Source organism: Rhodococcus sp. 66b (assembly GCF_002076325.1).
In the GTDB taxonomy this organism is placed as follows: Bacteria; Actinomycetota; Actinomycetes; order Mycobacteriales; family Mycobacteriaceae; genus Rhodococcus_F; species Rhodococcus_F erythropolis.
On record NZ_MUZB01000002.1, the window covers coordinates 506,213 to 519,290 of the forward strand.

A 13,078-nucleotide genomic window follows, 5' to 3' on the forward strand; every position below is an offset into this window, starting at 1 on the left:
GGGGAGATGCCTGGGTTTGAAGTTGTTCAGTTTTGCAGCGGTCCCAGTTCGTTGTCGAGAACTTCCTGCACGACACGCATCGCCGCCAGTCCGGCCGGAGCGCCGCAATACGCGCTCGCGTGGATCACGGTTTCGACGATCTCGGTGCGTGTCAAGCCGTTTCGCAATGCCCCACGTACGTGGCCTTTGAGTTCGTTCTCGGCGCGCAGCGCGATCAGCATCCCCAGATTGATCAGACTGCGACTGCGGCGATCGAGTCCGGGACGCGTCCATACCGAACCCCAGACGTTGGCCGTCACGAAGTTCTGCAGTTCTTCGCTGTCCGTTCCCCGGGTGCGATCGAAGGCGGCGTCGACGAAATCGGCCCCCATGACTTCGGTGCGCACAGCCAATCCGGCGTCGAAGGAGTCAGGCGTGGTGTTTTCGGACATGGCAGGTTCGCTCGCTTTCGGCAGGTGATTTCAGGCCGGAGCAAGCCTACTTCGTGTCCCGGTCCCGACGACTGCGCGGCCGACCGCGGTCACCACGCCCCACGCGACGTCTCGCAGACTGAAGTAGTCCCGCCAGACGCAGACCTTGCCGTCGCGCAGTTCGAAAGTTCCGCATACCCAGAACTCGATGCGCAACGGTCCGACAGTGAGGATGTCGGTGCGTTCGGTGAGCACCGTGGACTCGTCGCCGACGATGTGGTGCATCTCCGCCTCGAATTTCAGTGAAGGCTTGGTGACCAGACGAAGCGCTCGCACGACGGTCTTCTTGCCTCGCAGGGTGGGGAGCGAGACGTTCTGCCAGACGATGTCGTCTGTCATCAATTCGGCTGCGGCGTCCACGTCGAAATCGGTGAGGGCCGCGAACATTGCGTTCACCGTGGCTGTCGAACTACTCATGGGGTGTCCTTGGCTGATTATTCGGCCGGTGTTGCCCGGATGAAGGTACCGAGATGATCGTGATCGAAGTACTCCAAGGTTAGCGAGTTTCCGTCGAAGGTGGCCTTCGAGACCGTCCCGGCCGGTGCGTTCTCGCCGCTGAGCGGGAACGTGAAGGTGTTTCCGTCCCAGTGGGTCAGAGGGTACGTCGCGGCCGCGGGACCCATGGTCAAGGTCAGCGCACCGTTCTGCTGCGTCACGAGCGCGGGACCCCAGTACGGATTGCCGTAGTCGCCGGTCAATTGGTCTGTCGGTGGCGCGGGAGCGGGGGAGGCCGGCGGCGTCTTCCCGGCAAGTTCGCCCTCAGGGTCGGCTTGTGAGGCAAAGGACGCTTCGTACAGCGGGCGCCACTCGCGGGTGATCTTCCCGAACTGCACCAGATCGGCGAATTCGGCGGTCAAGGTCTCTGCGACGCCGGTGGGCGTGCCGTTGGTCAGAACGACTATGCCGACGTCAGCGGAGGGAATCGTGACGAAATTGGTCCCGGCACCGAGCAGGAAGGCGCCGGAGTGGCTGGCGGTCACACGGCCTGCCGCGCTGTCGGAAACGTTGAACCCGTAGCCGTAGAAGCCGGAACGTTCCCCGATTTCCTGCGCATGGCGCGAGACGATTTCCGGGTTGACTGCTGGCACGAGCGCCTCCGTCTGAACGACCTGCTGCCCCTGATACCGGCCGCCCGACAGCACCATGTCCAACCACTTGGCCATGTCGTTCACCGAGGAGCTGACTCCACCGGCGGGGGATTGGGCGTCGGCGTCCCGAACCGGCCCTACCTTGTACTTTCCGTCTTCGAGGATGTGGCCGACTGTTCGATTTTCTCGGGCTTGGTAATCGGCGAACCGCGAAGACGTCGACGTCATACCGAGCGGACCGTAGATCGTGTTCTGCGACAGCGTTTCCCAATCGGTGCCCGCCGCGGCTGCAACGGCCTCCGCACCGGCAGTGACGCCGAAGTTCGTGTACTCGTATGTGATTCGGAAGGGATTGAGCGGTAGTTGGCGAAGTTTTTCGAGCACCTGGGCCCGGTTGTAGCCCAGGTCCTCCAGCCCGTCGCCGGCGTGGTCCGGTAACCCCGACCGATGCGTGTAGAGATCGGAGATCGTGAGGTGGTCGGTCACCCACGGATCGGCAAGCGCAAACCCCGGCAGTTTCGAGATCACCGGAGTGTCCCAGTCGACGGTCCCGATTCCGACTTCGTGGGCGACCACCGTGGCCCCGACCGATTTCGACACCGATGCCAGTTGGAACACGGTGTCGGCATCGACGGTGGCGCTCTTACCCAACTCGCGAACCCCGAATCCCTTCGCGTACACAGTCTTACCTCCGTGCACCACGGCCACCGCCATACCGGGAACACCGGAACTTGCCAAGAGGTCGTTCGCGAGGCCGTCGAGCTTCCCGACCGCGTCGTCGATTTGCCCGTCCGGGATCGGCACCCCGGCGTCGAGACCCGGGCTGGCGTCGCTGACGACCGGCCCGGGCGCCGAGGTGGTGTCTGAATCGGACGAGCATCCGGCGAGCAGGGCGACCGTCAGTACTACCGGAACCGCCGCTGCCGACAGTCGCGAGCTGTTTCTACTGGTGATGGACACGAGATTCTCCCTAGCAGGGTTGTCGTCGGTACCACTCGGTCAACCCAGTATCGGGGAACGGCGGGCTGATATTGGGACAAATCGGGAAACCTTGTAGCTACTTCGGGGTCTTGGTTGTCAGACTGCCGAGAATGGAGCCTTCCGTGACCGGCTTCCAAGGGAGCAACAACGCGACCATCAGAGCGGTGATCAATGCTGCTCCGACCGTGAAGTACGACGCGATGGCGAAACCTTCCAGGCATGCGGTCTTCATCGTGTAGATCAGACTGTCCTTCTGCTGCTCGAAGAGCGGACTGATGTCGCGGGAGCGGATCTCGATGACGCTGAGCACGGACTCACGAGCGAAGCCTTTCTCCTGCGCCGACATCACGGCGTCGGGAATGGCGTCGACGATCGGAGCCACCTTGGACGTGTAGTACGAGGCGACGATCGAACCGATGACGGCGACACCCAGGGTCCCGCCGAGCTCACGCGTCGTGTCGTTGACTGCCGAACCTGCGCCCGCTTCGTCGAGGGGCACCGAGGACATGATGGAGTCGGTCGCCGGTCCCTGGACAATTGCGAGGCCCAGACCCATGAGGACCATCGAGATCACGACGGGTCCGAGGTAGGGCGTCTCGACGGTCGTCCGACCCGCCAGGAACATCCCGCCGCTGAGTACCAGGAGGCCGAACACCATCACTGCAGTCGTGCCGAGTTTCTGTGCCGCCAAGGTGGCGACTGGGGCGCCCACGGCGACAGCTGCAGCGAAAGGCAAAGAGTGGATGCCGAATTCGAGCGGCGAGTACTCCCGAACGCCCTGGAAGTACTGCGTGATCAGGAACAAGAATCCGAACATGCTGAAGTAGCTGACAGCAATAGCCAAGGCGGGGAAAGAAAACCGCCGGATTCGGAAGAGATTCATGTTCAGGATCGGCGCGTCGGTGCGCAGTTCCCATGCGACGAATGCGGCCAAAAACACTGTCGCAGAGAGGTATCCCGTGATGCTGAATGTCGACACCCATCCGCGATGTGGTGCGTCGATGATGGTCCACACCAGAATGACGATGCCCAGTAGCGACAAGATTGTTCCGACGAAATCGAATCGGCCGACGTGGAGCGCCTTCGATTCCGGAACAACCAGCAGCACACCCACGATGACCAACAATGCTGCCGGAACGTTCATCCAGAACACCGAGTGCCAGGAGAAGTGCTCGAGAAGCCAGCCGCCCGCAGTCGGGCCGATGGCAATCGCGAAGCCGGCCATTGCGGTCCAGGCCGCGATGGCGATGGCTCGTTCTCTGGCGTCGGTGAAGATGTTGGTGATCATGGCCAACGTAGCCGGAAAGACAGCTGCGGCAAAGACACCCATGGCGGCTCGCGCCATGATCACCTGTTCGAGGTTGGAAGCCAAGGCGCCGACGAGCGACATCGCACCGACGCCGATCAAGCCGATGATCATCACTCGGCGGCGTCCGAAGCGGTCACCCAGGTGGCCGAAAGTGAGTAGGAACCCGGCGAAGGTCAACGTGTACGCGTCGACGATCCACTGCAGGTCGCTGACGCTGGCGAACAAGTCGACGCTCATCGTCGGCAGTGCGACGTTGACCACTGTGTTGTCCAGCACGACAAGGAGTTCGGCGAGGCAGATGAAGATCAGCGCAGTGAATCGACGGGACTTGGTCATCATGGGCGCCGAGGGCGCCGGTGCAAGTGTGTGAGACATGTTTGTACGCCATCTCTGCTCCTGCGCGGACGGCAGCAGCGGTTGGAAGAAAGAGGGTTGGTCAGCTCGGGGCCGAGACCAGAGCCTTGAGGTGAGCGCCGATGCGATCGAGAGGCGCCGTGGTGTGCTGAGCTTTTGCCATCAGCGTCGCGCCTTCGATTGACGCGATCACGACGGTTGCCCACTGTGCTGCAGTCTCGGACGGCTGTCCCTGCTGCCAGAAGAACGATGTGAGAAGCGATTCCCACGAGGTGAAGGATTCGCCCGCAGCAGTTAATGCCGCCGGCGTCGACGCGCCCTCCACTGCCGCGGCTGCGACCGGACAGGAGGAGGTGAAATCGCTCTCTACCAAGCTGTTTCGAAATATCGTGACAACCGCGTCGATGATCTCCGGTGGGGAAGACTGAGCGATCATCGAACTGATCGCGGCACTGACGCCCCGGCCGAAGTAGGCAACTGCTTCGCCGGCCAGCTGTCCTTTGCCCTCGGGAAAGTAGTGGTACACCGACCCGCGGGGAGCTCCCGAGCGTTCGACGATCTCGGTGAGCGAGGTCGTCGCGATCCCGTGTTCACGGAAGGCATTGATGGCGCCGACCAGCATCAGAGTGCGGGAATCGGAGTCGACCATCCCGCCATCGTATGCAATCGCAGTGCTGTTCGAATCATCTGGTGCCGCTGATTCTCTTGGTACTCCCCACTTGCGACGCGCTGCGGCGATCGGACAACGCGTCTGCGGGCCGGTCATGGCAACAAGGCGTCTCGAGGTGTGTTCATCACTGCCTCCCAGTATGTCGATCGGTATAGGAACGAATCTGAGACTAGATGTAACCGACAGACACAGTCAAGTGTTGTGTGCAGGTGGTGGGTATCGACGGAGATTCTTGGTGGCAAAACTCCCCGAACAGTGGTTATATCGTGCGGTATAGAGCTGTTGCTTCGAGCACCAGCTTCGGAGGAGAGGAAACGACATGCCGGTACCGACGTCAGTTGCACGAAAACGAAGAATCGAAGTCGCAGTCGGGAAGTATTTCGCCAATCCGCTGGTCACCGGATTGAATCGGATCGGTTTGATGCCGTCGTTGATGACCGAGATCGAGACGGTTGGACGCCGAACCGGTCTGACCCGCCGAGTGCCCGTTGCGATCACCTACGACGGTGACGAGGCGTGGGTCATTGCGCAGCATGGCACCGGCACGGGGTGGGGTGCCAATATCTCTGCGACGCCGAAGGTTCGGATCCGTCGCCGCGGCGAGTGGGTGGACGGACAGGCCCAGATCATGCCGGACGACGACGTGCCGGCGCGGGTGAAGACATTTGCGTCGGGGAAGATCAGATCGGCGCTGACGGCCTCTGCCTTTCGTGGATTGCAGACCGACCCGGTCAGTGTTCGCATCAAACTCGCACTCGATTCGTCAACCGATTGAATCAACGGGAGTTGAAATGGCCGGTGCGGAATGACCCGGTGCGTTCTCGTCGTTGACGAATGCAGCGGTGGCGCGATCGCCACTCCACACGACGAAGGAGCAGGATCATGCGCATCGGAATCATCGGAGCCGGTCAGATCGGTGGCACGCTCACACGTAGGCTCGCTGCGCTCGGTCACGACGTGCGCGTCTCGAACTCGCGGACACCGGACACGCTTGCAGAACTGGAAGCCGAGACGGGTGCGAAGGCAGTCCGCAGCACCGAGGCCGCCGAGGGTGCCGAGCTGGTCATCGTGAGCATTCCGCAGAAGAACGTGGTTGATCTACCGGCGGGGATTCTCAGCGGTGCGGTCGCAGGTGCCCCGGTCATCGAGACCAACAACTACTACCCGCAACAGCGTGACGGTCTGATCGCCGCCATCGAGGACGGACAGACCGAAAGCGGATGGGTGCAGGAACACCTGGGTGTACCGGTGTTCAAGGCGTTCAACGGAATCTGGTGGAAGCATCTCCTCGAGAAGGGGCTTCCCGAAGGTGCAGAGGGGCGCATTGCGCTACCCATCGCCGGCGACGACGACGCGAACAAGCAGGTCGTCTTCGATCTGATCAATCAGTTGGGCTTCGATCCCGTCGATGCGGGAACGATCGACGATTCCTGGCGTCAGCAGCCGGGAACTCCCGTGTACGGCAAGGATTTCGATCGCGAAGCGACGCTGAAAGCATTGGCCGAGGCGAGCCCCGATCGCACCGACGAGTGGCGGGCAACCACTACGGTGTAGGGAAAAGTGTGGCGGTTTCCGAAGTGGAAACCGCCACTCTTTTGTTTGTTCAGTCCTTGACCTTCGCCATCGCCAGAACGTCGAGACGCTTGTCGAGTTCTTCCTCGCTCAGCTTGTCCGGGACGAGTCCGCGCTCGATGACGACCTGACGGATCGTCTTCTTCTCTTTGAGCGCCTGCTTCGCGACGGCTGCGGCTTCCTCGTAACCGATTGCCGAGTTGAGGGGCGTCACGATCGACGGCGAAGATTCGGCGAGTGTCTTGAGGTGCTCCTCGTGCGCGACCAGTCCGCTGACGCACTTGTCGGCGAACAGTCGAGAGACGTTGGCCAGCAAGGTGAACGACTCCAGCAGGTTGCGGGCCATGACCGGGATGTAGACGTTGAGTTCGAAAGCTCCGGCGGCGCCACCCCACGCGATGGCGGCGTCGTTTCCGATCACCTGAGCCGCAACCTGAGTGGTTGCCTCGGGCAGGACCGGGTTCACCTTTCCGGGCATGATCGAGCTTCCCGGCTGCAGATCAGGGAGTGCGATCTCGCCGAGTCCGGTCAGCGGACCCGATCCCATCCACCGAATGTCGTTGGCAATCTTCGTCAGTGAGACGGCGATGGTCCGCAGCGCGCCCGATGCCTCGACCAGTCCGTCACGCGCGGCCTGCGCTTCGAAGCTGTTCTTCGCCGGAGTCAGCGCGTCGACACCGGTCGACTTGACCAGTTCGGCAACAACTTTGGGGCCGAATCCATCCGGAGCATTGAGACCGGTGCCGACTGCTGTTCCGCCGATCGGCAGCTCGCCGAGGCGGGGGAGTGTTGCGTTGACGCGCTCGATGCCGGCCTCGATCTGACGTGCGTAGCCGCCGAACTCCTGACCGAGCGTGACCGGCACAGCGTCCATCAGATGGGTGCGTCCGGATTTGACGACGGTCTTCCACTCGGTCGCCTTCGTGGCAAGCGCAGCATGCAGATGTTCCAGTGCCGGAACAAGATCGGTGACCGCTGCTTCGGTAGCTGCGACATGCGTGGCGGTGGGGAAGGTGTCGTTGGAGGACTGCGACATGTTGACGTGATCATTGGGATGTACGTCCACACCGGCGGCCTTCGCGATGGATGCGATGACCTCGTTGGCGTTCATGTTCGAACTGGTTCCCGAGCCGGTCTGGAAGACGTCGATGGGGAACTGATCGTCGTGCTTGCCTTCGGCGATCTCGTTCGCGGCGGCGATGATTGCGTCGGCCTTGTCCGCGTCGAGGAGTCCGAGGTCCTTGTTGACCTGCGCACACGCTGCTTTCAGCAGGCCCATTGCGCGGATCTGGGTGCGCTCGAGCGGGCGCCCGCTGATCGGGAAGTTCTCGACTGCACGCTGGGTCTGTGCTCGCCACAGTGCGTCGATGGGCACCCGAACTTCGCCCATGGTGTCGTGTTCGATTCGGAACTGTTGATCGTTGCTCTCCGTCATGGCTCCACATTGCCACTTTTCGAGAGCGGGTAGGGGACTACGTCCCCCGTGAGCGGTTAAGGAGTGCAGGGACTCCCTAACCACTCACGGGGCGGAGCCCATCAGAACGTCGGGGGAACCGCGCCCTCTTCGCCGTCGAAGTCGACGGAGCTGTACTCGCGCAGCTTCTCGAGACGGTGGTACGCGTCGATCATGCGAACGGTGCCGGACTTGCTACGCATCACGATGGACTGCGTGCTGGCGCCGCCGCCGTAGTAGCGGACGCCGCGCAGGAGGTCACCGTCGGTGACGCCGGTGGCGCAGAAGAAGACGTTCTCGCCCGAGACGAGATCTTCGGTGGACAGGATCCGATCGAGATCGTGACCGGCGTCGATGGCCTTCTGACGCTCTTCGTCGTCGGTGGGGGCCAGCTTGCCCTGCAACGATCCACCCATGCAGCGCATGGCTGCTGCGGCGATGATGCCCTCTGGCGTTCCGCCGATGCCCACGAGCATGTCGGTGCCGGACTCCGGACGCGCTGCGGCGATCGCGCCGGCAACGTCACCGTCGGAGATCAGACGGATACGAGCGCCGGTGTCGCGAACGTCCTGGATCAGCTGGTTGTGACGCGGGCGGTCCAGGATGCAGATCGTGATGTCGGAGACCGACGCCTTCTTGACCTTGGCCACGCGCTTGATGTTCTCGGCGATCGGTGCGCTGATGTCGATGACATCTGCGGCATCCGGCCCGACAGCGATCTTCTCCATGTAGAACACGGCCGACGGATCGAACATCGCGCCGCGCTCGGCAACAGCCAGAACAGAGATCGCGTTGGGCATGCCCTTGGACATCAAGGTGGTGCCGTCGACCGGGTCGACGGCGAAGTCACAGTCGGGGCCGTCGCCGTTTCCGACCTCTTCGCCGTTGAACAGCATCGGCGCTTCGTCCTTCTCGCCTTCACCGATGACGACGATGCCGCGCATCGAGACTGAGGAGACGAGCTGACGCATGGCGTCGACGGCTGCTCCGTCGCCGCCTTCCTTGTCGCCGCGGCCTACCCAGCGGCCGGCAGCCATAGCACCGGCTTCGGTGACTCGGACCAATTCGAGTGCGAGGTTACGGTCCGGGGTCTCACGATGAGTGCTGCTGGCCGTCATGTGCGGTGCCTCCTGGCGCGGTCGCGGTCGACGGGGTGTGTCGACGCAGTGGTTTCTTCAGGCGTCATTGTCCCAGATGGGAGCGGCTACGTGCGCTGTCGGGTCGCCGCAGAGACGTTTTGTCTCGCTCGAGGGGGACCGGGAATCGTATCTACTGCGGAGTACCTGGATACTGGGGGTGTGGCATCGAAGAAACCCCGCATTCTCGAAGACAACAAAGACATGGTCTGGTCTCTCGTACCGTTGGTGCTGTTCTGCATCATCATTGCGGGCATCGCCAGCCAGTGCACGTTCAGTCCTGGCGGCCCGACGCAGGGGCCTATCCCGAGCGTCGACGTGGACGCAGCTCTGAACTACGACGCGAAGGAAGTCGGATTTCCCATCCGTAATCCCGGTGTTCCGGACGGGTGGACCCCGAACTCCGGCAGTCGCAAAATCATCTCCGGCGACGGCGGCGGAGATTCGAGCACTGTGGGATTCATCACGACCAGTGGTCGCTACATTCAGCTGACACAGAGCAACGCCGAGGAATTCCCGTTGGTGTCACACGTTGCCGGTGGACAGCGATTCGCGACGGGAGTCGAGACCGTCGGTGCCGACACGTGGAACGTCTTCGGCGGCGAAGGTGTCGAGTCGATCTGGGTCACGGACGTCGGGGATGTTCGCCTGTTGCTCACGGGCGCGGCGACGCCGGAAGAGTTCCGGATTCTTGCCGAGAAGGTCGGCGCAGCGCAGCCGATCACGCCATAGGATTTCCGGTCGGAGCGGACGTTACTCGTCCGCTTCGGCCAGAGCCTTTTCGACGCGAGCCCTGGCGCCGGCCAAATGCTCTTCACAGCGCTTGGCCAACGCTTCGCCTCGCTCCCACAGTGAGAGTGACGCGTCGAGGTCCAGGCCGCCCTGTTCGAGAATCTTCACGACGCTCACCAATTCGTCGCGGGCTGCTTCGTAGCCGAGTTCGTTGATGTCGGTGTCGGTGTCGGTGGCGTTGCTCATTTTTCTCTTCCCATCACTGCGGCGCGAACGGCGCCGTCTGCAAGTCGAACTCGAATCTGGGTTCCGGGTGGCGCGTCCTCGACCGAGCGCAGAACCTCCGGATCGCCGTCGGCGACAACACGTTGCACGACTGCGTACCCGCGGGCCAGCGTCGCAGCGGGGCCCAGCGTGGTGAGCCGGGCGCGCAGATGCTCGATCGTTCGGGACTCGGAGTCGATCAACCGAGTCACATCGCGTCGCCCGGCGGCCTGGAGCCGTTCGACCTCTTCGGCGCGACGGTCCACCGCGAGCAGTGGTGATGCCATGACCGGTCGAGTGCGCAACTGTTCGATCAGGTGAGACTCACGCTTGACCCAGCTGCGCAGTGCCGCAGCGCTGCGGTCACGAAGATCCGCAACCAGAGCAGCTTCCGCAACCGCATCGGGTACGACGCGCTTGGCCGCGTCGGTGGGTGTGGCTGCGCGCAGGTCGGCGACGTGGTCACTGAGCGGGCTGTCCGGCTCGTGGCCGATGGCACTGACGATCGGCGTCGTGCAGGCCACGATGGCGCGGCACAGCGCTTCGTCGGAGAACGGCAGGAGATCCTCGACGCTACCGCCGCCGCGAGCGAGGATGATGACGTCGACTACCGGGTTGGCGTCGAGTTCCTTCAGCGCTTCGATGATCTGGGGAACAGCAGTGGGGCCCTGCACCGCGGTGTTACGAACCGCGATAGCCACTGCGGGCCAGCGACGGTGGGCGACCGAGACGACGTCCTTTTCGGCCGCGCTGGCTCGGCCCGTGATCAGGCCGATCGTGCCGGGCAGAAACGGAAGAGGCCGTTTGAGTCTCGGATCGAACAAGCCCTCCGCGGCGAGCAAGGCGCGCAGTCTCTCGATGCGGGCCAGCAGCTCACCGATACCCACGGCGCGAATCTCGGTGACACGCAACGACACCGTTCCGCGTCCGGTGTAGAACGAGAGCTTGCCGAACATCACCACACGCGAGCCCTCGGTCAACGGCACCGGAGAGTTGTGCAACAACTGTGGTGAGCATGTGATCGACAGCGACATGTCTGCCGACGGATCACGCAGAACGAGAAAGGCCGTCCGGGTACCGGGGCGTGCATTGATCTGTGTGATCTGACCTTCGACCCAGATGCTGCCGAGTCGATCGATCCAGCCGGCGACCTTGGCGGAAACCGTGCGGACCGGCCACGGCTGCTCAGCGCTGCTGGCGCCGGACGATCGCTGCGATGAAGCGGGGGGCGTTGCGGAAGTCACTTTGCCTTGGCTGTGGTGATGCGGTTGGTGAGCATGGTCTGGAACGGTGCGCGGGCGAGCGTCGCATTCTCGTAGTCCAGGACGGCGGTCAGCTCGTCGATGCTGAGCGTCCGGATACGCGCACGGAGCTGTGCGAGTGTGAGGTTGGGGTAGTCGAGTTCGGTGACGATCTCGGGCTCTTCGGCAGGTCCGTCCGTCGTAGCTGCCGCGGATTCGGACTCGGCGCCGGGTGCGGGCTCCTCGATGGGGGCAGTCGGCTCGAGCGAGTAGAGCGCGAAGCGTCCGGCGTTGGTCGGGGTGTCAGCGGTGGTCGCGCCGGTGGTCGACGCCGAGTCCGCGGGAGCGTCGGCGTCCTCGTCGAAGACCGCCCACTCGGGCTGTTCGTCCTCGGAAGACCAGTTGATCAGTGCAAATGCCTGATCGCCCTTGATCGCCAACGAGGTGATCGACTGCTGCACGCGCATGCTTGTCTGCAGCATCTGGCTCACGGCGGTCATCGGCAGGGCGACAGCGGTGGTGGGCAACTTCTTTGCCTCTTCCATCGCGGTGACGGCGAGTCCCGCGGCAACGCGCGCCACGAACGGTGGTCGGATCATTCCCACAGCTTGCCGCAAAGCTCCGACAATCGGTAGCCGACTTGCCTGTGACGGCCGTACTCGTTTACTTCGGAACCTTCGATCGGAGCCCGAAACCGAGGTGTTCACGTTTGCCGGAGTGTCTCACGTTCGAGGTGCCAGTAGGCTGGTCACATGTCTTCGGCTGTTCCTCTCAATCTCGGTATCGCGCACTCGGCTGATTCGCCGTCCACCCGCAAGGGCAGCGCCAAGCGCGTGCTCCTCGCCGAGCCTCGCGGCTACTGCGCCGGCGTCGACCGCGCGGTCGAGACCGTCGAGAAGGCGCTCGAGAAGCACGGCGCACCCATCTACGTGCGTAAGGAGATCGTCCACAATCGCCACGTCGTCGAGACGCTCGAAGATCAAGGCGTGATCTTCGTCGACGAAACCGACGAGGTTCCGGAAGGATCACTCCTCGTGTTCTCGGCGCACGGTGTGTCTCCGGCCGTCCACGACTCGGCTGCCGAGCGGAACCTGCGCACGATCGACGCTACGTGCCCCCTGGTCACGAAGGTGCACCAGGAAGCAAAGCGATTCGCTCGCGACGATTACGACATTCTCCTCATCGGCCACGAAGGCCACGAGGAGGTCGAGGGCACCGCAGGTGAGGCTCCCGATCACGTCACCATCGTCGACGGCCCGGATTCGGTCGACGCGGTCACGGTTCGTGACGAGTCGAAGGTCATCTGGCTTTCCCAGACCACACTGAGCGTCGACGAGACGATGCAGACTGTCGCGCGCCTGCGTGAGCGCTTCCCCAATCTGCAGGACCCGCCGTCCGACGACATCTGCTACGCCACGCAGAACCGTCAGGTCGCGGTCAAGGCGATGGCTCCCGAGTGCGATCTCGTGATCGTGGTGGGTTCACGGAACTCGTCCAACTCGGTTCGCCTGGTCGAGGTCGCGCTCGGGGCGGGCGCTGCCGCGTCGTACCTGGTCGACTACGCCCGTGAGGTCGATCTCGCGTGGCTCGAGGGTGTCCAGACCGTCGGCATCACGTCGGGCGCATCAGTGCCCGAGGTGCTCGTGCGCGGCGTGATCGAACTTCTCGCCGAGCACGGATACAACGACGTTCAGCCCGTCACCACAGCCAACGAGACTCTGGTGTTCGCCCTTCCCCGTGAATTGCGAGCAGCGCGCACGTCCTAGAACAAGAAAATGCGGGGCACCTTCCATCTGGAAGGTGCCCCG

At 63.1% G+C, this 13,078-nt stretch carries 14 protein-coding genes; 4 read left to right on the plus strand and 10 right to left on the minus strand.

From position 1 onward, the window contains the following. Positions 1 to 26: 26 nt before the first annotated feature. From B0E55_RS05380 to B0E55_RS05400, 5 genes are all read right to left on the minus strand, one after another. Positions 27 to 431 (minus strand): carboxymuconolactone decarboxylase family protein, encoded by a 405-nt coding sequence (locus B0E55_RS05380; protein ID WP_073512628.1) that lies wholly within the window; start codon positions 429 to 431, stop codon positions 27 to 29. 30 nt (positions 432 to 461) lie between these two features. Continuing rightward, the gene (locus B0E55_RS05385) at positions 462 to 887 is read right to left on the minus strand and encodes a limonene-1,2-epoxide hydrolase family protein (RefSeq protein ID WP_007726363.1); all 426 of its coding nucleotides are present in this window, start codon (positions 885 to 887) and stop codon (positions 462 to 464) included. Positions 888 to 904: 17 nt separating this feature from the next. Further along, positions 905 to 2,518, minus strand: a complete 1,614-nt coding sequence (locus B0E55_RS05390; protein WP_054188765.1) for a serine hydrolase — start codon at positions 2,516 to 2,518, stop codon at positions 905 to 907. Positions 2,519 to 2,615: 97 nt separating this feature from the next. Continuing rightward, positions 2,616 to 4,187 (minus strand): MFS transporter, encoded by a 1,572-nt coding sequence (locus B0E55_RS05395; RefSeq protein WP_065351208.1) that lies wholly within the window; start codon positions 4,185 to 4,187, stop codon positions 2,616 to 2,618. 97 nt (positions 4,188 to 4,284) lie between these two features. Next, positions 4,285 to 4,851 (minus strand): TetR/AcrR family transcriptional regulator, encoded by a 567-nt coding sequence (locus B0E55_RS05400; RefSeq protein WP_080909222.1) that lies wholly within the window; start codon positions 4,849 to 4,851, stop codon positions 4,285 to 4,287. A 340-nt stretch (positions 4,852 to 5,191) separates the two neighbouring features. Between B0E55_RS05400 and B0E55_RS05405 the strand changes: the two genes are divergently transcribed. Both B0E55_RS05405 and B0E55_RS05410 read left to right on the plus strand, forming a co-directional pair. Then, positions 5,192 to 5,647 (plus strand): nitroreductase family deazaflavin-dependent oxidoreductase, encoded by a 456-nt coding sequence (locus B0E55_RS05405; protein WP_042920867.1) that lies wholly within the window; start codon positions 5,192 to 5,194, stop codon positions 5,645 to 5,647. Positions 5,648 to 5,706: 59 nt separating this feature from the next. Beyond that, positions 5,707 to 6,426 carry an NADPH-dependent F420 reductase gene (locus tag B0E55_RS05410; RefSeq protein WP_080909223.1) on the plus strand — a complete coding sequence of 240 codons (720 nt, stop codon included), beginning with the start codon at positions 5,707 to 5,709 and terminating at the stop codon, positions 6,424 to 6,426. Positions 6,427 to 6,475: 49 nt separating this feature from the next. Here the strand turns inward: B0E55_RS05410 and B0E55_RS05415 are convergent, their stop codons facing one another. Together B0E55_RS05415 and glpX are read right to left on the minus strand one after the other, a co-directional pair. After that, positions 6,476 to 7,879, minus strand: coding sequence for a class II fumarate hydratase (locus B0E55_RS05415; protein ID WP_003945220.1), 1,404 nt, complete (start codon positions 7,877 to 7,879; stop codon positions 6,476 to 6,478). A gap of 101 nt (positions 7,880 to 7,980) precedes the next feature. Beyond that, positions 7,981 to 9,015, minus strand: coding sequence for a class II fructose-bisphosphatase (glpX, locus tag B0E55_RS05420; protein ID WP_003945202.1), 1,035 nt, complete (start codon positions 9,013 to 9,015; stop codon positions 7,981 to 7,983). A gap of 180 nt (positions 9,016 to 9,195) precedes the next feature. On the opposite strand from glpX, the gene B0E55_RS05425 reads away from it, so the two are divergent. After that, on the plus strand, positions 9,196 to 9,765 hold the full coding sequence (locus B0E55_RS05425; RefSeq protein WP_080909224.1) for a DUF4245 domain-containing protein: 570 nt from the start codon (positions 9,196 to 9,198) through the stop codon (positions 9,763 to 9,765). A gap of 21 nt (positions 9,766 to 9,786) precedes the next feature. On the opposite strand, the gene B0E55_RS05430 is transcribed toward B0E55_RS05425, so the two are convergent. From B0E55_RS05430 to B0E55_RS05440, 3 genes are read right to left on the minus strand one after another with little or no spacing between them, the layout of a single operon-like run. After that, positions 9,787 to 10,011, minus strand: a complete 225-nt coding sequence (locus tag B0E55_RS05430; RefSeq protein WP_019744579.1) for an exodeoxyribonuclease VII small subunit — start codon at positions 10,009 to 10,011, stop codon at positions 9,787 to 9,789. Further along, on the minus strand, positions 10,008 to 11,273 hold the full coding sequence (gene xseA, locus B0E55_RS05435; RefSeq protein ID WP_003945258.1) for an exodeoxyribonuclease VII large subunit: 1,266 nt from the start codon (positions 11,271 to 11,273) through the stop codon (positions 10,008 to 10,010). Before xseA ends, B0E55_RS05430 begins: the two co-directional genes overlap by 4 nt. After that, positions 11,270 to 11,869 (minus strand): lipid droplet-associated protein, encoded by a 600-nt coding sequence (locus B0E55_RS05440; protein WP_030244398.1) that lies wholly within the window; start codon positions 11,867 to 11,869, stop codon positions 11,270 to 11,272. The genes xseA and B0E55_RS05440 overlap by 4 nt, the downstream gene beginning before the upstream one ends. A gap of 153 nt (positions 11,870 to 12,022) precedes the next feature. On the opposite strand from B0E55_RS05440, the gene B0E55_RS05445 reads away from it, so the two are divergent. Further along, positions 12,023 to 13,036 (plus strand): 4-hydroxy-3-methylbut-2-enyl diphosphate reductase, encoded by a 1,014-nt coding sequence (locus tag B0E55_RS05445; RefSeq protein ID WP_003945273.1) that lies wholly within the window; start codon positions 12,023 to 12,025, stop codon positions 13,034 to 13,036. Positions 13,037 to 13,078: the final 42 nt, after the last annotated feature.

Coding starts and splice junctions, on each gene's coding strand:
- glpX (WP_003945202.1), bottom strand. CDS start 9,015: ATGACGGCCAGCAGCACTCATCGTGAGACCCCGGACCGTAACCTCGCA.
- B0E55_RS05440 (WP_030244398.1), bottom strand. CDS start 11,869: ATGATCCGACCACCGTTCGTGGCGCGCGTTGCCGCGGGACTCGCCGTC.
- B0E55_RS05445 (WP_003945273.1), top strand. CDS start 12,023: ATGTCTTCGGCTGTTCCTCTCAATCTCGGTATCGCGCACTCGGCTGAT.
- B0E55_RS05400 (WP_080909222.1), bottom strand. CDS start 4,851: ATGGTCGACTCCGATTCCCGCACTCTGATGCTGGTCGGCGCCATCAAT.
- B0E55_RS05410 (WP_080909223.1), top strand. CDS start 5,707: ATGCAGCGGTGGCGCGATCGCCACTCCACACGACGAAGGAGCAGGATC.
- B0E55_RS05430 (WP_019744579.1), bottom strand. CDS start 10,011: ATGAGCAACGCCACCGACACCGACACCGACATCAACGAACTCGGCTAC.
- B0E55_RS05385 (WP_007726363.1), bottom strand. CDS start 887: ATGAGTAGTTCGACAGCCACGGTGAACGCAATGTTCGCGGCCCTCACC.
- B0E55_RS05405 (WP_042920867.1), top strand. CDS start 5,192: ATGCCGGTACCGACGTCAGTTGCACGAAAACGAAGAATCGAAGTCGCA.
- B0E55_RS05380 (WP_073512628.1), bottom strand. CDS start 431: ATGTCCGAAAACACCACGCCTGACTCCTTCGACGCCGGATTGGCTGTG.
- B0E55_RS05415 (WP_003945220.1), bottom strand. CDS start 7,879: ATGACGGAGAGCAACGATCAACAGTTCCGAATCGAACACGACACCATG.
- B0E55_RS05395 (WP_065351208.1), bottom strand. CDS start 4,187: ATGATGACCAAGTCCCGTCGATTCACTGCGCTGATCTTCATCTGCCTC.